Below are 16,701 nucleotides of genomic sequence, written 5' to 3'. Positions count from 1 at the left end.
CCTAGCGCGCCTCCTGCGACGAGAGGCCCCCGAGGAGCGTCCGGACGATCCGCGCCGCCGCCTCGGGGATGACCGTCCCGGGCCCGAAGATCCCCGCCACGCCGCGCTCCTCCAGAACCCGGTAGTCCTGCGGCGGGATCACGCCGCCCGCCACCACGAGGATGTCCCCGCGGCCGGCCTGCCCGAGCGCGTCGATGAGCTGCGGCACCAGCGTCTTGTGGCCGCCGGCGAGCGAGGAGACCCCGACCACGTGCACGTCGTTCTCGACGGCGTGGCGCGCCACCTCGTCCGGGGTCTGGAAGAGCGGGCCGATGTCGACGTCGAACCCGAGATCCGCGAAGGCGGTGGCGATGACCTTCATCCCCCGGTCGTGCCCGTCTTGACCCATCTTGGCGACCAGGATGCGCGGGCGCCGGCCCTCGAGGGCCGCGAACTCGCGGACGAGCGCCTCCACCTCGCGGCCGGCGCCCGCGTCGCGGATCTCCGCGCCGTACACGCCGCTCACCGTGCGCACCGGGGCCTCGTAGCGGCCGAAGACGCGCTCGAGCGCGCCGGAGATCTCGCCGAGCGTCGCGCGGCGGCGCGCGGCGTCGACCGCGAGCGAGAGCAGGTTCCCCTCGCCCGTCTCGGCGGCGCGGGTGAGCGCGGCGAGCGACTCGCCCACGGCGCCCTCCGCGCGGGCGGCCTTCACCTCGCGCAGCCGCGCGAGCTGGTTCTCGCGAACCGCGGTGTTGTCCACCTCGCGGAGCGCGATCGGCGCCTCTCTCTCCAGCCTGTACGCGTTGACCCCGACGATGACGTCACGGCCCGCGTCGATCCGGGCCTGCTTCCGGGCCGCGGCCTCCTCGATGCGCAGCTTGGGCAGGCCGTTCTCGATGGCCTTGACCATGCCGCCCAGGGACTCCACCTCCTGGATGAACTGCCACGCTCTCCGCGCGAGCCGGTCCGTCAGGCGCTCGACGTGGTGGGAGCCGCCCCACGGGTCGATGACCCGGCAGACATCGGTCTCCCGCTGCAAGAAGAGCTGCGTGTCGCGCGCGATCTTCGCCGAGAAGTCCGAGGGGAGCGCCAGCGCCTCGTCCAGCGCGTTCGTGTGCAGCGACTGCGTGCCGCCGAGCACCGCCGCGAGCGCCTCGACGGCCGTGCGCGTGACGTTGTTGAACGGGTCCTGCTCGGTGAGGCTCCAGCCCGACGTCTGGCAGTGGGTCCTGAGCGCCATCGTCTTCGGGTTCTTCGGGTGGAACCCCTTCACGATCTTCGCCCACAGGAGCCGCGCGGCCCGCAGCTTGGCGATCTCGGTGAAATGGTCCATGCCGATGCCGAAGAAGAACGAGAACCGCCCGGCGAAATCGTCGATATCCATGCCCGACGCGAGCCCGGTGCGCAGGTACTCGAGGCCGTCGGCGAGCGTGTACGCGAGCTCCAGCTCGGCGGTCGCGCCGGCCTCCTGCATGTGATAGCCGCTGATGCTGATCGAGTTGAACTTCGGCATCCTCTCGGCGGTGTAACGGAAGATGTCGGCGACGATCCTCATCGACGGCGCCGGAGGGTAGATATAGGTGTTCCGGACCATGAACTCCTTGAGGATGTCGTTCTGGATGGTCCCGGAGAGCAGCTCGGGGCGCACGCCCTGCTCCTCGGCGGCGACGATGTAGAACGCCATGATGGGGAGCACGGCGCCGTTCATGGTCATCGACACGCTCATCGTATCGAGCGGTATCTGGTCGAAGAGGATCTTCATGTCCTCGACGGTGTCGATGGCCACGCCGGCCTTCCCCACGTCGCCGACCACGCGCGGGTGATCCGAGTCGTAGCCGCGGTGGGTCGCGAGGTCGAAGGCCACCGAGAGCCCGGTCTGCCCTGCGGCCAGGTTGCGGCGGTAGAACGCGTTCGACTCCTCGGCCGTGGAGTACCCGGCGTACTGGCGGACGGTCCACGGGCGGACCACGTACATGCTGGTATACGGCCCGCGCAGGAACGGCGGCGCGCCGGCGGAGAAGCCGAGGTGCTCGAGCGACGCGACGTCCGGCGGGGCCGCGCCCGGCGCCGGGATCTCCGTCGTGTCGCCGAGCTGCTGCAGCGCCGCGCGCGCGAGGCTCCGCGCGAGCTGCTCGATGGTCCAGGAGCCGGCCGCCGGGCTGTCTCGCGCGTCGAAGCGGGCCTCCTCGCGGAGGATGACCCGGGCGTTGCCGAGCAGGCGCTCGGGCGGCGAGACGACGATGTCGTCCGCGCCGCCCGCGATGGCCGCCATCATCCCGACGACGCCGCGGAGGAGGTTCTTGTGCTCCTCGTCGCCAGGGACCGCGGCCGACGGGATGACGGCGGTGATCGTGGCGCCCGGCCGCAGGCGCTCGGCCAGGAGGCGCGCGGCAGAGAGGCGGGCGATCTCCAGGAAATAGCTGCATCCCATCGTGAAGCGCAGCTCCGGCGCGCCGCTCCGGAGCTCGGCGACCAGCGACGTCACGAGCGGGCCGCCCGTGGCCGGCGGGAGCGGGGGGCTGTCCGGCGCGAAGATCGGCGGCACGAGGAGCCCCTCGGCGCTCGCCCAGGAGAGGTCGTCCGCGGTCTTGCCCTTGAGATCCCGGTGGAGCGCCTGCTTCCACGTCGCGAGCGCGACCGGCGCGAAATCGGCGAAGAGCCTGTCATCCATGGGACTGCACGACCTCGATGAGGTGACCGAACGGCGCGTCATCGCGCGATCGGGGGTGCACGAAGAAGATCGTCGTGCCCCGGGAGCCCGGCCGCGGCGCCGCGTCGATGATGCGGAAGCCGCGCGCCTTGAGCTCGTCGAAGGCGGCCTGGACGTCGCTGACCCGGTAGGCGACGTGGGCGAAGCCCCCGCGACCGCCGTTCTTCTCGATGAGCTTCTGGACGGGAGACTCGGGAGAGAGCGGCTCGAGGAGCTGGACGTGGTTGTCGCTGTCGCCGATGCGGAGCATCACCTCGCGGACCTGATCCGTGCCCCGCACCTCCTCCCGGTGCACCTCGCGGAAGCCGAGCATCTCGTACGCCTTCACCTGCGCGTCGAGCTGCCCGGCGGGCACCGCCATGGCGATGTGGTCGATGAACAGAAACCCGGGAATCTGGTCCTGCATGGGCTCTCGTTGGATCGGGAGGCCGGTCGGAGCGGCAGGGGCCGGCCGTGTCGAGGGGGGCGCCATGCGCGCAGCTTGCGCCGCGAAGCGGGGCGGCGGCAAGAGACGCGCGACGTCAGCGACGCGCGACGGGCTGCGGGCGTCGGCCGCGTCGTTATAGTCATAGATAGACTCGCGACGACGTGCGAGAGCGGGAGCGCGCCCGGGACAACACAGGGGGAGCGTGCGACATGCAGGGACGGGATCACGACGAGCTCGTCGCGGAGCTCGAGCGGCTGCGCCTGCGCGTGAGCGAGCTCGAGAAGGAAAGGATCCGTCGCGACGCGGGGGTGGAACGGCTCGAGGACTACGTGCGACTCCTGACGAGCTACATGCCGGCGGCGGTCGCGCTGTTCGACCGCGACATGCGTTACCTGCTGACGAGCAAGCGCTGGCTCGATGACTATGGCCTCTCGCCGCGCGAGATCATCGGTCTCTCGCACTACGAGGTCTTCCCCGGGCTCCCGCAGCGATGGAAGGACACCCATGCGCGCTGCCTCGCGGGGGCGAGCGAGCGCCACGAGGAGGACCCGTTCCAGCGGGCCGACGGGCGCATCGAGTGGGTGCGCTGGCAGGTCTTCCCGTGGCACGACGAGCGCGGCGAGATCGGCGGGATCATGATGTTCACCGAGGTCATCACCAAGCAGAAGGAGCTCCAGGATCGGCTGCGCGTGCAGTCCGCCGCCCTTCGCGAGCTCTCGACGCCGATCATCCCGATCTGCGACGAGGTGCTGGTCCTGCCGCTCATCGGCACGCTGGACGAGCGCCGCTCGCAGCAGATGACGGAGGCGCTCCTCGACAAGATCGCCGACAAGGGAGCGCAGATTTGCATCGTCGACCTCACGGGCGTCTCCGCCTTCGATCCGCGGGCAGCGAGCGCGCTCGCGCGGATCGCCCAGGCGGTGCGGCTGCTCGGCGCCGAGGTGGTGTTGACGGGCATCCGGCCCGAGGTCGCTCAGGCGCTGATCGGCCTGGAGGTGGAGCTCGGCAGCATCGTCACGCGCCGCGACCTCTCGCACGGGATCGCGTTCGCGATGGCGACCAGGAAGCCCTGACCGCCCGACCCCTCCGGGCTCACCGGACCCGCCACGCCGGGTGCTCGTCCCCGATGGCGGGCGCCTCCACGAGGCCGTTCTCGACCGCCCCGTCGTCGCTCTCCGGCTCGCACAGGTACACGGCGATCGCGCCGAGCGGCTGGTCGGTGTCGACCCGGGACCAGCCCTCGGGGGCCCGCCGGGCCTCCTCGCGCCACCGCACCGACACCTCGCCGACCCGGGCCGCCTCCAGGATCGCCCGTCCGCCCTCGGCGCCGAGCGACGCCACCCGGGCGACCTCGACGTCGTGGACGCCCCCGGCCGGCTCGACGCGGAGCCCGTGCCGGCGCAGCGCCTCGGCGATCGCCGGCGACACGAGGTAGGCCCGCGGCCGATCCACCACCGTGGTCCCGACGAACCGCGCGTGGTGCGGGATCCGCAGGGTGGCCGGCTCGCCGCCGAACGCCCGCGGGCTGCGCGTCAGGATGTCGATCGGGGTCCCGGTCGGCTCGAGGCGGTACCGGACCGCGACGCGCTCCGGCGGCCGGGCGCTCGCGGCCACGACCTCGCGGACCGCGTCGGCGTGGCCGGCGACCCAGGAGAGGGCCTCGATCTGCCACGCCGAGGCGGTCTGGACGCGCTCCTCGAACGGGAGATAGCTGTAGCACTCGAGCAGCAGGTCGAGCCGCCCCGTGAGCCCGCGGTAGTTCGAGCCGAACCGCGGGTGATGCGGGTAGGTCATCCAGCCGAGGCCGACGGGCGCCGCCGGGTCGACCTCGCCGTCCGCGTCGAGCACCCGCTCGTCCTCGACGAAGTTGCCGTACCAGCCGCTCTCGAAGCCGCGCCGCCGGACCGCGGCCATCACGTCGGGGACCAGGCGGTCGCGCACCATCGCGATCGGCTCCGGGCGGCCGGACTCGATGGTGTGCGGCACGTCGACCGTCATGTGGAACCGGTGCACCGACCCGTTGGTCGCGTGGTTGTCGATCGTGAGATCGGGCGCCCAGGGGATGCACACGCGCTGCTGGAGCAGGCGCATCTCGGGCGCGGCCTGGCGGAGGTAGTCGCGGTTCAGGTTGATGCCCTGGCTCTGGGTCCGGGTGCCCACGACGGGACCTGGCTGGCCGGTGAGCTTCTTGAGGTCCAGGCGGCGGTTCCGCGGGTCGAGCGCGTCGTTGCCATCCGCGTTGAACAGCGGAACGACGAGGAGCACGAGCGCGTCGAGCCAGTCGGGGTGGCGGCCGTCGAGCAGATCGCGGACGAGCGCGAGGCTGGCCTCCTTGCCCTCCACCTCGCCGGGGTGGATCCCGTCGAGCATCAGCACGACGGGGCGCCCGGCGCGGCGGGCCTCGTCCGGGGATCGCACGCCGTCCCTGGACAGCACGAGCAGCGGCAGCTCCCGCCCGCCCGGGCTGGTCCCGAAGGGGGTCACGTGCAGGCGCGGGTCGTTGCGGCCTTCGAGCGCGCGGACGAACCGCATGACGTCGGCGTGCAGGGAGGTCTCCCGGAATCCGGTGGCTTCGGCGCGGGTGAGCAGCATGGGCCCGATCTCTACCCCGCCGCCCGCAGGAGGGGGCAGCGATCGGCGGCGACGGCGCGATCGCGACGACGGCGCGCCTCGCCGGAAGAGCCCGCACGTGCGGTCGTGTGGTGCGTGTGGTGGACGAAGCGACGGAGTCCTCGTCCAGGCTGGTCAGATCGACAGGACAGGATGCGACCCGAAAGCGTGGAAGTCGCGGCAGGCACGTCAGACACGCATGTCTTCCCGTCGCCACGGTCGCCGGCGCGCGCGGTCGGCGCTCGGTGCGCAACGCGGCCCATGCGGCGACGCGGCAACGTGACGACGCGGCAACGTGACGACGCGGCGACGCGACGACGTGACGACGTGACGACGTGACGACGTGACGACGCGGCAACGCAACCACCAGACGCTCAAAGAACGGATTGTCATTTTGGCAGGATGAGCCATTGTACAGGTGGCGGACGTGTCAGCTTTGGCAGAGCGGCGCAAGAAGCGCCTCGATCCATGCGCTGGTTCCAGCGGATGCCTGCTGGCACGACGCTCGCATTCGCAGGAGTTGTCCCAGAGACGCTGGCAGCGAGCGGGCGCTCGCGAACGAGGCAGGTAGCACCATGTTGAAGATCCTCCGGAAGTTGAATGAAGGGAGCCTCCTCCAGCGCACAATGATGCATATCGCGGTGCTCGTCGCTGGATCTGCGAGCGTCGTCGCGCTGACCAGCGTGCTGCTCGTGTCGACCGCGAGGACCGTGCTGCCGCGCCACGACGCGACCGAGGCCGGCGCCGACAAGGCGGATGAGGAGCAGGGCGCCGACTCGGACGCTGATCCGGGCTCGCCGGAGGCGGCGGCGAGCCCCGCCGGCCCGAGGGCCGTGCCGAAGGCGCTGGCGCAGGCGCGCATGGCGAACCGGCGCGAGAGCGCGGTGGCGCGGTGATCACCACGTCATCTCATCCCGGCATGGCGCTGGCGCGGCGTGCTCGCCGCCTGCGCCGCCGGGGCGAGGCGGCGACCACGAATACGCCGCGCCAGGGCACCGGCGGCTGGATCCGTTCGGCGCGTCCGTGATAGCACCTCTGCCGATGACCCAGCCCTCGAGTCCCCTCGCCACCCCCGTCGCGTGGAACCTGGTCGCCGGCGATTACGCGTCCGACATCGTTCCTCACTTCGAGAAGTATGCCGCCGACGCGCTCCGGCTCGCCGGCGTCGGCCCGGGCGCCCGCGTGCTCGACGTGGCCGCCGGGCCAGGCACCCTGTCCCTCCTCGCCGCCGGGGAGGCGCGCGTGACCGCGATCGATTTCGCCCCCGCGATGGTGGAGCAGCTGCGCGAGCGGGCCGCGCGCGCGGGGCTCGCGGTGGACGCCCGCGTCGGCGACGGCATGGCGCTGCCCTTCGAGGACGGCTCCTTCGACGCTGCCTTTTCGATGTTCGGGCTGATCTTTTTCCCCGACCGCGACCGCGGCTTCCGCGAGCTCCTCCGGGTGCTGCGCCCCGGCGGCCGCGCGGTCGTCGCGAGCTGGGTGCCGATGGACAGGACGCCCATCCTGGGCGAGCTCTTCTCGGCGATCGGCGCCGAGCTCCCCGGGCTGCCCTTCGGCGAGGGCAAAGCGCCCCTCGGAGACCCAGGCGAGTTCCGCGCCGAGATGGAGGCCGCCGGGTTCCGGGACGTCTCGGTGCACGAGGCGGAGCACTCCCGCGAGTCGCCCTCGACCGAGGAGCTCTGGCGCTCCGTGAACCGGGGCAACGCGCCGCTGGTGCTCCTGCGGGACAAGCTGGGCGACGAGCGCTGGGAAGCGCTCGGCAAGGCGATCCTCGGCAGGCTGCAGGCGCGGTTCGGCGACGGTCCTCAGCAGCTCTCGATGACCGCCCTCCTGGGCGTCGGCTCGCGCTAGCGACGCCACGGGCGCCCGGCGGAGGGCGCTCCGGTCGTCGAGGTCGAGCCCGGGCGGCTCGCGCACGTGCCCGCGCACGTACTCGCGCACGTAGAAGATGCCGTGCCGGGCGATGAAGCGCAGCCCGGGCTCGCCCCGGGCGTCGCCGTCGACGGGCTCCGCCTTGCCGTCGCTCAGCCGGACCGACACCTCGCGATCGCGGACCACGCGGCGAGGGCCGCCGACGGACGGGGGCGCCGCGGGGGTCAGGCCCTCGATGGGGCCCACCCCGGCGAGGCCGGCCGTTCACGCCGGAGGCTCACAGATCGAAGCGACCCGACGCCTCGGGCTGATAGACGATGCGCTCGATCCGGAGCCGCCGGGTGCGGCTCGGCGTGGGCCACTCCACCACCTCGGCCTCTCGACAGCCGAGCAGCGCGAGCCCCATCGGCGCGAGCACCGAGATGCGGCCGCTCTTCACGTCGGCGATCCCGGGAAACACCACGGTCATGCAGAGCCGCTCCTCTGTGTCGAGATCGACGAGCTCGACCCTGGAGTTCATGGTGACCACGTTCGGTGGGATGTCCGCCGCCTTCACGACGTCGGCGCGCTCGATCTCGATCTCGAGCGCCTCCAGGTTCGGGGAGTCTCCCCCGGGCCGCGCGCGCAGCGCCTCGAGCAGCCGCGCGAGGCGATCGCGGTCGAATTCGGTGAGGACGATGGGGTTCGTGTGAGGTGCCATGAGCGGATCTCCTTGTGTCGTCGATGCGATCCGGGCTCGGCCGAAGGTCCGCGCCGGCGAGCTGGACAGCGTGAATGCTCGCCCAGATCGCCCGCTCAGGCGCCCTCGACGCCAAGCCCGCTTCCTTCCGGGAGCGGCCAGCGAAAAACGCCGGAAGGCCGCTCCCCTACGAGCGTGCGGGCGACCTCCGGCAGAGGAGCCGGGATCGCAGGGAAACGAGCGCGCTACGCGCGCCGTGGCAAGGCCACGAACGCGACGCGACGGGGTGCAGACAGGCGCTCATTCCATGAGCATGGTAACACGGCGGTCCCCCCCAGGGCCATGACAAGGGAAGGCGCGCCCGGGAAGCGGTCCTCATTGGCCGTTGTCGTCCCCTCCCCTCGACCTTGCCTCACCCCCAGGCGGGCTCGGCCATCGACCGGAAGTCCCAGGCGGTCCCCGCGGTCAAGACCCCGGCCGAGGCGGAGCGAGACCTGCACGAGCAGGCGAACGCCGGGCTGCGCGCCCATGTCCGACATGCCCGGGGGTCTCGCCGAGCAGGCACCCGCCCATGTCCGACATGCCCGGGGGTCTCGCCGAGCAGGCACCCGCCCATGTCCGACATGCCCGGGGGTCTCGCCGAGCAGGCACCCGCCCATGTCCGACATGCCCGGGGGTCTCGCCGAGCAGGCACCCGCCCATGTCCGACATGCCCGGGGGTCTCGCCGAGCAGGCACCCGCCATGTACGAGCGGAGCCCTGGTAACACTTCTGACCGGGAGCCGCGGTGACACTTTCCTGAGCTACAGGCCCCTGCTCCGGGAGGGCTGGAAACAGGGACCGGATCCTCATCGACGCGACAGGCTTGCCTCGCTCTCTCGGATCGCCAGGATCTATACACGAACCGCTCCCCGCGGTCTCGGTGCACGCGAGCCTCTCCTCACGGTCTGGCGTGCGAGCGCGCAGGTCACCGTGCCTTGACGAGCTGCAGCTCCTTGTTCTTCAGGGTGACCTGCGCGAGCAGAACCGGGCCGTAGTACAGCTCCCAGACATCGTCTGCGAGCGGAAGCAGCCCTACCGGCTCGCGCGCGATCAGCTTGGAAACGAAGCTCTGCCCGCCCCCGAACTGCAGCTGTCCCGTGTCGCCGATACGTCGCACGGCCATCGTGTCCGGATACTCCGGCGAGGAGGGCTTGCTTGGCATCGTCCGTCGCGAGGGCGTGTAGCGCGAAGCCGGCGTTCTCTGCCCGAGTGCCTCGTGGGGCCGCTGGTCGTTGTACTCGTGCCGGAAGCGGTCGAAGACGCGCTGCTGCGCCGCAAGCGTCGCTTCGGGCGGCGAGGTCGCCTCCGCCTTCAGCGTCTTGTGCATGCGCTCGTGACGGCCGTTCTGCTGCGGTTTGCCGGGCTCGATGCGCTCGGGAACCACGCCGAGCTTGATCCAGCTCACCGACAGCGCCGAGAGCCCTCCGATACCCAGCGTGGCGAACGGCGGGCCGTTGTCCGAGCGGATACGGTTCGGCAGCCCGAACTCGTGGAACGCGCGCTCGAAGTGCGGCCGCACCGAGGCGTCGTCCGGCTTCGCCACGCCCTCGCACTTGAGCAAGTACCGCGATGCCTGGTCCGTCAACGTCAGCGGGTGGCAGCGCGTCTTGTCGCCGAGCGCGAAGTGGCCCTTGAAATCGGCGCACCACGTGTCATTAGGCTGCTCGGCCGGAGCCAGCGTCGACGGCATCGCTGACGGCGGCGTCACCACGCGGCGGCGACGGGGCCGGATCAATCCGTGCTTCTTGAGCAGCTCGCCGATGGTGCTCGTCGCTGGCAGCCCCTCGACGCCCAGGCTCTCCAGCCGTGCACGCAGCTTCTTCGGCCCCCACGTGGGGCGCTCCTTCCGCAGCTCGATCAGCGCGTTGACGAGCGCCGCTGGCGTCGCATGCGGGAACGTGTGCGCCACGGGCCGCCGCTCTTCCAGGCCGCGAGGTCCGGCCTGCTCGTAGCGCTCCACCCACTTGTACCCCGTCTTCCGGCTGATGCCGAACCGCCGGCACAGCTCCGCAAACGTCTCGTCCGACTCGTTGACCTGCGCGATGAACTGAAGTCTCTCGTCCACTGAACATGTCTCTTTCCAGGGCACCGGCGCTCCTCCGTCGCCGGTCCTCTACGACATGTGTCACCGAAGCCCCCGGTCCGTCCGGGTGCTACCCAGGCTCCCGGTCTGAACCGTTACCCAGGCCACCGGTCCGTACCCCCATGTCCGACATGCCCGGGGGCCTCGCTCAGCACGCGCCGCCCATGTCCGAACTGGCCTCGATGCCCGCATGCTCCGTGGCGGCGCGAGGCACCGCCGAGGCGAGCTCGGCACGTCGCGCGCCGCGCCAGCGCGGGCACCGCGGCGCGTGGTCCTCGCCGGACACCGAGCGCGTGTTCGTCCGCGCGGGGGCGCCCCGTGGGCCGCCAGGGCGCCGCCGGCGGCCTCGGGCCGCGGCGGGTGTTATCGCAGGACGCCGAGGGCGGTCTCGATCTGATTGCGGGCGACGACGCCGTGATCGTCGATCGAGTAGTCGTCGGCCTCGAGCCGGAAGGTGCGCGTCGCGGTGACGTCCGCCCGGCCGCTGAAGCGGTACGGGACGACGGGCGACGAGAGCGTCTCCCGGAGCAGCTGGAAGCCGAGATCGACGGGGACGCTGACGGGGACGCGGACCTGGGTCGTGCGGTCGGATGCGAGCCATACGCCGTCGCCGTCGGCCCGGAAGTCGACCGCCAGCGGGTAGCGGCCGGCGAGCACGACCTGACCGCGCACCGCGCGGACAGCGACGTCGTACGAGTTCGGGTTGTGGACGTTGACGACGATCGTCATGAGGATGCCGAGGCTCGGCGGGAAGGCGATGCGGATCCCAGTGATCTCGGCGTGGTCGAGCTGCATCGTCGGCTTGCTGACGCACGCGGCGCCGGCGATCGCCGCCAGCGCTGCGAGCGCGAGCGCGAGCGCGGGCAGGCGGCGCAGGGGGTTGGTCTTCCGGGGAAACGGCACGAGCGCGAGCTTAGCCGCGCAGGGCCACGCCGTCACCTCGCGGCGTGGCGAGGGGGGCGCGGCGACCGGCGGCGCTCCGCGCGCGCCGGCGATCCCCGTCGGCGCGCTGGACCCACGTTCGCCGGGGTCGTCGGCCGCCGGTCAGGACGAGCGCCCGGAGGAGCTGGCGGAGACGCTGTCGTGCAGCACCTCGCGCGCCCCGGCGCCGGCGACGAGCAGCCAACTCTGGAGCGTCTTCAGGTCGTGCGTGGCCTCCACGGCCGACCGCAGCGCCGGTGGCATGAGGCCGAACCGCTCTTCATAGAGCTCGATCGTCGCCACTGCCATCGCCTGCGCCATGCCCTCGGCGCGCCCCTGCTCGATGAATTGCCCGACGAATTCCTTCCTGGCCATCACGGGCTCCCCTTCCTCCCGCGTCGCCGGCCCGTGCTCGGCGGCCTCCGCCCGCGAGCGTAGCAGCGGTTCGAGCGCGATGTCGCCGCGTGCAGCGGCCGCCGGGGATCCGGGGCGATCATGTCGCCAGCCAGGCGGGCTTGAACAGCAGGACGAGACCGAGAAGCACCATGATCGCTCCGCTCAGCAGCTTGAGCCATCGTCCCTCCTTTTCCTGCAGCTTGCGGCGGCTCAACGTCACCACCGCGACGCCGACCATGATCATGTCGTCCGCCATATAGGCCACGTTGTAGAGCCCGAGATAGGCATAGTGCTTCCACGCGGGGAGGCGCTTCTCGACGAGGAGCTGGGTGTAGAGCGCCGGCAGGCCCGCGGTGCAGAGGAGCTCGACGACGTTGACCATGACGGCGAGGAGGCACGCGGCGGCGAGCGCGGCGGGCAGGCTCTCCGCCCTGACGACGGCCCGCATCCTCGCGTAGATCCCCGGCTTCACCGACTCAGGGATGCTGAGCGACACGCCCCGCTTCCATGCGAAGAAGTCTTTGACGTGGACCGAACCGGCGAGCACGGCGATGGCTCCCAGCGCGATCTGCGCGGCGCGCGAGGCGCCGACCAGGAGAAAGAAGTTCAGCCAGGCAGCCATGAAGGCGAAGTAAGCGAGGCCGCTCACGAGCACGAATACGCCGGCAATCAGCAGCATCTTCGCCCGGCTCCGCAGCGTGGCGAGGAAGGAGAGGAGAAAGAGGAGCACCCACATGGCGCACGGGTTGAATCCGTCCACGAGCCCCAGCAGGACGGTGAACGCCGGCAGGCCGAGATCGCGGACGTCCAGCCGCCCGAAGACGGGCACGTCGACGACCCCCGCGCTCGGCCCGGCGCCGTCTGCCGGGCACGGTGGCTGCTCTGACGTGGCAGACGTGGGAGGAGTGAGAGGGCAGGACGCAGCAGACTCGTCGGCCGCGGTGGGCGGCGGCGCGTTGTCGAGCAACGCCTCGATGCGCCGGCCCGTCGCGTCGCGCCCCGCGTACCCGACGACGAGCACCCCGCGCACATAGAACGCGGGGACGCTCACGGCAGCGGTCGACTGCCCCTCGGCGATCGCCCTCAGCCGATCGAGCGCGGCGCGGTCCTCGACGACATCCGAGACGATCACGCGCAGGCCGGGTCGGCGGCCCGCGAGCTCGGCCACGAAGCGCTTGGCCTCGTCGCAGCGAGGGCACCCCTCGCGCGCGAACAGCTCCACATCGGCGCGCGGCTCGATCGGCGCAGCGCGCCCGGAATCGCTCCAGAGAAGGGAGAAGGCGAGCACGCACATCACCAGCGCTCGCACGACGACGGCAGGTCGCATGCAGAGCGGCTGTCGCACGATGCATGCTCGGCGGATCACGTGATCAGTCCACAGTCACAGCGCGACACACCTCGACTCGAGCGGCCGTCTCTGAGCAGGGGTGCGCTCGTCGTGTCGACGCTCTCGGGCTTGCTGGGCGGAGCCGCGGCGCACCTCGAAGGACACGCGCGTCTAGGAGACATGTTCTGGGCGGCCAGCGCGATGATCGCGCTCGCCCTCGTGGGCGCGCGCATCCTGGCGGACGTGCTGAAGAAGCGGGCGGGCGTCGACGTCATCGCGCTCCTCGCCATCGGCGGCGCGCTCTTGCTCCGGGAGTACCTGGCCGGAGCGCTGATCGGCGTGATGATGGCGACGGGCAGCGCCCTGGAAGGGTACGCGGCCGCGCGCGCCCGGCGCGAGCTCTCCGCCCTCCTCGCGCGCGCCCCCCGCGTCGCGCACCGCCGCGAGGGGGCCGACGTCACGACCGTCCCGATCGGCGCTGTCACCCCCGGCGACCTTCTGCTGGTCAAGGCCGGCGAGATCGTGCCAGTCGACGGGGTCGTCGTGGGCCCTCGGGCGCTCCTCGATGAATCGGCGCTGACCGGCGAGCCGCGGCCGGTGGAAAAGGCCCCCGGCGACCGCGTGGGCAGCGGGACAACGAACGCCGGCGCCGCCTTCGAGCTCCGCGCCGTCGCGAGCGCGGACGAGAGCACGTACGCCGGCATCGTCCGCCTCGTGCAGCAGGCGTCCGCCTCGAAGGCCCCGCTCGCCCGCCTCGCGGACCGCCATGCCCTGGCGTTCGCCGCGCTCTCGCTCGCCGTGGCCGCCGCGGCGTGGGGCTTCTCCGGCGACGCCGGCCGCGGGCTCGCCGTGCTCGTCGTCGCGACGCCCTGCCCGCTGCTCCTCGCGGTGCCCATCGCGATCGTCGGCGGCATCTCGCGCTCGGCCCGGCGCGGCATCGTGGTGAAGGGCGGCGCCGCGCTCGAGGCCCTCGCTCGGGCGGAGATCCTGCTCCTCGACAAGACAGGCACGCTCACGTTCGGCGGCCCGCGCGTGACCGGAGTGACGTGCTTCCGGTCGATCGAGGACGACACGGAGGTGCTCCGCCTGGCGGCGTCCCTCGAGCAGATCTCGTCACACCCGCTCTCCGCGGCCCTGGTGCACGCTGCCCGCGAGCGTCGGCTCGACCTGTCCTTCCCGGAGGGCGCTCAGGAGGCGCCCGGCGCCGGCATGACGGGCCGGGTGGACGGGCGCGCCGTCCGCGTGGGGAGCGCCGAATGGGCAGCGCAGGGCGCGCCGCTTCCGGAGGACGCCCGCGCCTTCCGGCGCCGCGCGTCCCGCGCCGGTGCGATGACCGTCTTCGTGGCCGTGGACAGCGGCGTCATCGGCGCGCTGACGCTCGACGACCCGATCCGCCCCGATGCGCCGCGGACCTTGCGGGCGCTGCGGCGGGTCGGCATTCGCCGCGTCGTGATGGTGACGGGCGACCACCCCCTCGTCGCCGAGACGGTCGGCGCCACGCTCGGCGTCGATCGCGTGCTCGCCCAGCGCTCGCCGGAGGAGAAGGTCGCCGCCGTGCGCGAGGCGCGCGCCGAGGGGCTGACCGTGATGATCGGCGACGGGATCAACGACGCTCCAGCGCTCGCCGCCGCCGACGTCGGCGTCGCGATGGGCGCGCGCGGGGCCACCTCGTCCGCCGAGGCGGCCGACGTGGTGCTCGTGGTGGACAGGCTCGATCGCTTCGCCGAGGCCGTGACCATTGCGCGCCGCACCCGCGCGATCGCCGCGCAAAGCGCGATCCTCGGCATGGGGCTGTCGCTCTTCGCGATGGGCGCGGCGGCGCTCGGCTTCCTGCCGGCCGCCGCCGGCGCGCTCCTGCAGGAGGCGATCGACGTCGCCGCGATCCTGAGCGCGCTGCGGGCGCAGGGCGGCGGGCGCGGCGCGAGGAGGCCAGCCCTCGGCGAGGCCATGAGCCGCCGGCTGGAGCTGGAGCACGACCAGCTCATCCCGATGCTCGATCGGGTGCGGGTCGTCGCCGAGCGCATCGACCACCTGGCGAGGGAGGCGGCGCGCGCAGAGCTCGATGCGCTCGACCGCTTCCTCCGCGAGCGGCTCCTCCCGCACGAGCGCGCCGACGACGCCGAGGTCTATCCTGTCATCTCCCGGCTGCTCGGCGGCGAGGATCCTCTGGCGCCCATGAGCGCGACGCACCGGGAGATCTTCCACCTGATCCGGCTGTACGAGCAGCTGCTCGGAGAGCTCGACCCGCGCGGGCCCACGGCCGCGGATGTGCAGGATTTCCAGCGGATCCTCTATGGGCTCCACGCGGTGCTGCGGCTCCATTTCGCGCAAGAGGAGGAGCTCTATGCGTCGCTGAGCGAGCGCTACCACGCGGAAGCGCCGGCGGCGCCGCGGCGCGATGCGGCCGGATCGAGCGCCTCTCCGAGGAGCCGGCAGACGTCCTGCTCGGACACCGGCGCGTAATCCTCGTACCAGAGCCCGACCGAATAGACGGGATCTCGGATATAGCAGTACACGAACTCGCGTGCGCGCCCCGAGAGCTCCGCGTACGCGGCATACGATGCGACGGGGACCGCGATGACGATGCCCGCCGGGCCGCCTTGCTCGACGGCTGTCACGGCGGCGCGCATGCTCGCTCCGGTCGCCACGCCGTCGTCGACGAGGAGGAGCGTCCTATCCCGGATGTCAGGCGTCCTGTGGCAGCCGTAATAGACGCGCTCCAGGCGCTCCACCTCCCGGGCTTCCACGTCGGCGAGCCATTGCACCGTCGTGTCCGAGACGCCCAGCGCTCGGCAGAGCTCTTCATCGACGACCCGAACGCCGCCGCTCGCGACGGCGCCGATCGTCATGTGATCATGGTTCGGCGCCACGATCCGGCGCGCGATCAGCACGTCCAGCGGCACCCGCAGCAGCTTCGCTATCTCGAAGCCCACCGGCACCCCGCCCCGCGGCAGCGCCAGGAGGGTCACGTCCTCCCGCCCCGCATAGGCGGTCAGCCGCGACGCGAGCTGGCGGCCGGCCTCGGCCCGATCTCGAAACGGCATGTTCCCCTCTCCAGCCGGCGTCGCTGGGAGCGCCGGCGATGCTCGGTGCAGGGTGCAATTGTCTCGCCAGGCGCCGCGCCCGGCGCGGCCGGGGCGCTCTGCTCGCGTGAGCGTGTGCCACCGTTTCATGCCATGGCCCGCGAGCTGCATGACTGGGCGCAAACGCACCTCTGCTGCGTATCTACGGAGGTCATGTGATGAGCACCCGCCCGAGCCCGATCGCCCCGATCGCCACCGAGCCGTCCGCCGCTGCGCGGCAGGCCAGGCGCTCGGTCGCGCCGGCGACCTCGATGCCTTTGAAGCGGGGCTTGCTCGCCTGCGCGGCCTGCGTAGGTCTCGCGGCGTGCAGCGAGACCCGCTCGACCCCCTCGCAGGAGCCGGCGCGGTTCGCCGATCGGATCGCTCCGCTGGCCGCCGAGCGATGTGACGGCTGCCACGCCACGGCGCCGGGCGGCTCCATGGCGGCATACCGCACCGCGAGATCGTTGGTCACGCCCGGCAAGCCCGACGAGAGCCTTTACTACACCCTGCCGGAACGCCATCCGGCCGCGTGGGGAGACGCTGCCGGGCTGGTGCGCGCGTGGATCGAGGCGGGCGCGCCGGAGTAGCCTC

The 16,701-nt window shown here is 72.1% G+C and carries 14 protein-coding genes; 5 read left to right on the top strand and 9 right to left on the bottom strand.

Going from position 1 to position 16,701, the window contains the following annotated elements; translation table 11 throughout:
- Position 1: 1 nt before the first annotated feature.
- On the bottom strand, positions 2 to 2,650 hold the full coding sequence (gene scpA / locus WMF27_RS13850; protein WP_437768404.1) for a methylmalonyl-CoA mutase: 2,649 nt from the start codon (positions 2,648 to 2,650) through the stop codon (positions 2 to 4).
- Positions 2,643 to 3,095 (bottom strand): VOC family protein, encoded by a 453-nt coding sequence (locus WMF27_RS13845; RefSeq protein WP_437768405.1) that lies wholly within the window; start codon positions 3,093 to 3,095, stop codon positions 2,643 to 2,645. Before WMF27_RS13845 ends, scpA begins: the two co-directional genes overlap by 8 nt.
- Positions 3,096 to 3,325: 230 nt before the next feature.
- Between WMF27_RS13845 and WMF27_RS13840 the strand changes: the two genes are divergently transcribed.
- Positions 3,326 to 4,189 (top strand): PAS domain-containing protein, encoded by an 864-nt coding sequence (locus WMF27_RS13840; protein ID WP_437768406.1) that lies wholly within the window; start codon positions 3,326 to 3,328, stop codon positions 4,187 to 4,189.
- 19 nt (positions 4,190 to 4,208) lie between these two features.
- On the opposite strand, the gene WMF27_RS13835 is transcribed toward WMF27_RS13840, so the two are convergent.
- A complete protein-coding gene (locus tag WMF27_RS13835) occupies positions 4,209 to 5,708 on the bottom strand; it encodes a M14 family metallopeptidase (protein ID WP_437768407.1) in 1,500 nt (499 codons plus the stop codon).
- A gap of 593 nt (positions 5,709 to 6,301) precedes the next feature.
- Between WMF27_RS13835 and WMF27_RS13830 the strand changes: the two genes are divergently transcribed.
- Together WMF27_RS13830 and WMF27_RS13825 are read left to right on the top strand one after the other, a co-directional pair.
- A complete protein-coding gene (locus tag WMF27_RS13830) occupies positions 6,302 to 6,622 on the top strand; it encodes a hypothetical protein (RefSeq protein WP_437768408.1) in 321 nt (106 codons plus the stop codon).
- A gap of 145 nt (positions 6,623 to 6,767) precedes the next feature.
- A complete protein-coding gene (locus tag WMF27_RS13825; RefSeq protein WP_437768409.1) occupies positions 6,768 to 7,577 on the top strand; it encodes a class I SAM-dependent methyltransferase in 810 nt (269 codons plus the stop codon).
- Between the two features lie 298 nt (positions 7,578 to 7,875).
- Here the strand turns inward: WMF27_RS13825 and rnk are convergent, their stop codons facing one another.
- From rnk to WMF27_RS13800, 5 genes are all read right to left on the bottom strand, one after another.
- Positions 7,876 to 8,298: a nucleoside diphosphate kinase regulator gene (gene rnk, locus WMF27_RS13820; RefSeq protein ID WP_437768410.1), complete on the bottom strand. Its 423-nt coding sequence runs from the start codon at positions 8,296 to 8,298 to the stop codon at positions 7,876 to 7,878.
- A 945-nt stretch (positions 8,299 to 9,243) separates the two neighbouring features.
- The gene (locus WMF27_RS13815) at positions 9,244 to 10,407 is read right to left on the bottom strand and encodes an integrase core domain-containing protein (RefSeq protein WP_437764580.1); all 1,164 of its coding nucleotides are present in this window, start codon (positions 10,405 to 10,407) and stop codon (positions 9,244 to 9,246) included.
- 357 nt (positions 10,408 to 10,764) lie between these two features.
- Positions 10,765 to 11,304, bottom strand: a complete 540-nt coding sequence (locus WMF27_RS13810; protein ID WP_437768411.1) for an LEA type 2 family protein — start codon at positions 11,302 to 11,304, stop codon at positions 10,765 to 10,767.
- A gap of 141 nt (positions 11,305 to 11,445) precedes the next feature.
- Complete coding sequence (locus WMF27_RS13805; RefSeq protein WP_437768412.1) at positions 11,446 to 11,697, bottom strand: hypothetical protein; 252 nt, start codon at positions 11,695 to 11,697, stop codon at positions 11,446 to 11,448.
- Positions 11,698 to 11,815: 118 nt separating this feature from the next.
- Positions 11,816 to 13,063, bottom strand: coding sequence for an NrdH-redoxin (locus tag WMF27_RS13800; RefSeq protein ID WP_437944186.1), 1,248 nt, complete (start codon positions 13,061 to 13,063; stop codon positions 11,816 to 11,818).
- Positions 13,064 to 13,225: 162 nt separating this feature from the next.
- On the opposite strand from WMF27_RS13800, the gene WMF27_RS13795 reads away from it, so the two are divergent.
- Positions 13,226 to 15,508 (top strand): heavy metal translocating P-type ATPase, encoded by a 2,283-nt coding sequence (locus tag WMF27_RS13795; RefSeq protein ID WP_437768414.1) that lies wholly within the window; start codon positions 13,226 to 13,228, stop codon positions 15,506 to 15,508.
- Here WMF27_RS13795 and WMF27_RS13790 read toward each other — a convergent pair.
- Positions 15,409 to 16,089: a phosphoribosyltransferase gene (locus tag WMF27_RS13790; protein WP_437768415.1), complete on the bottom strand. Its 681-nt coding sequence runs from the start codon at positions 16,087 to 16,089 to the stop codon at positions 15,409 to 15,411. The genes WMF27_RS13795 and WMF27_RS13790 overlap by 100 nt on opposite strands.
- Positions 16,090 to 16,286: 197 nt before the next feature.
- On the opposite strand from WMF27_RS13790, the gene WMF27_RS13785 reads away from it, so the two are divergent.
- Positions 16,287 to 16,697, top strand: a complete 411-nt coding sequence (locus WMF27_RS13785) for a hypothetical protein (protein ID WP_437768416.1) — start codon at positions 16,287 to 16,289, stop codon at positions 16,695 to 16,697.
- Positions 16,698 to 16,701 lie beyond the last annotated feature (4 nt).

The sequence above is a fragment of the Sorangium sp. So ce281 genome, from assembly GCF_051527395.1.
Lineage (GTDB): Bacteria > Myxococcota_A > Polyangia > Polyangiales > Polyangiaceae > Sorangium > Sorangium cellulosum_B.
Note: the sequence above shows the minus strand (reverse complement) of the source record. Positions and strands in the feature narration are given on the sequence as shown.

Coding starts and splice junctions, on each gene's coding strand:
- scpA (WP_437768404.1), bottom strand. CDS start 2,650: ATGGATGACAGGCTCTTCGCCGATTTCGCGCCGGTCGCGCTCGCGACG.
- WMF27_RS13845 (WP_437768405.1), bottom strand. CDS start 3,095: ATGCAGGACCAGATTCCCGGGTTTCTGTTCATCGACCACATCGCCATG.
- WMF27_RS13840 (WP_437768406.1), top strand. CDS start 3,326: ATGCAGGGACGGGATCACGACGAGCTCGTCGCGGAGCTCGAGCGGCTG.
- WMF27_RS13835 (WP_437768407.1), bottom strand. CDS start 5,708: ATGCTGCTCACCCGCGCCGAAGCCACCGGATTCCGGGAGACCTCCCTG.
- WMF27_RS13830 (WP_437768408.1), top strand. CDS start 6,302: ATGTTGAAGATCCTCCGGAAGTTGAATGAAGGGAGCCTCCTCCAGCGC.
- WMF27_RS13825 (WP_437768409.1), top strand. CDS start 6,768: ATGACCCAGCCCTCGAGTCCCCTCGCCACCCCCGTCGCGTGGAACCTG.
- rnk (WP_437768410.1), bottom strand. CDS start 8,298: ATGGCACCTCACACGAACCCCATCGTCCTCACCGAATTCGACCGCGAT.
- WMF27_RS13805 (WP_437768412.1), bottom strand. CDS start 11,697: ATGGCCAGGAAGGAATTCGTCGGGCAATTCATCGAGCAGGGGCGCGCC.
- WMF27_RS13795 (WP_437768414.1), top strand. CDS start 13,226: ATGTTCTGGGCGGCCAGCGCGATGATCGCGCTCGCCCTCGTGGGCGCG.
- WMF27_RS13790 (WP_437768415.1), bottom strand. CDS start 16,089: ATGCCGTTTCGAGATCGGGCCGAGGCCGGCCGCCAGCTCGCGTCGCGG.
- WMF27_RS13785 (WP_437768416.1), top strand. CDS start 16,287: ATGAGCACCCGCCCGAGCCCGATCGCCCCGATCGCCACCGAGCCGTCC.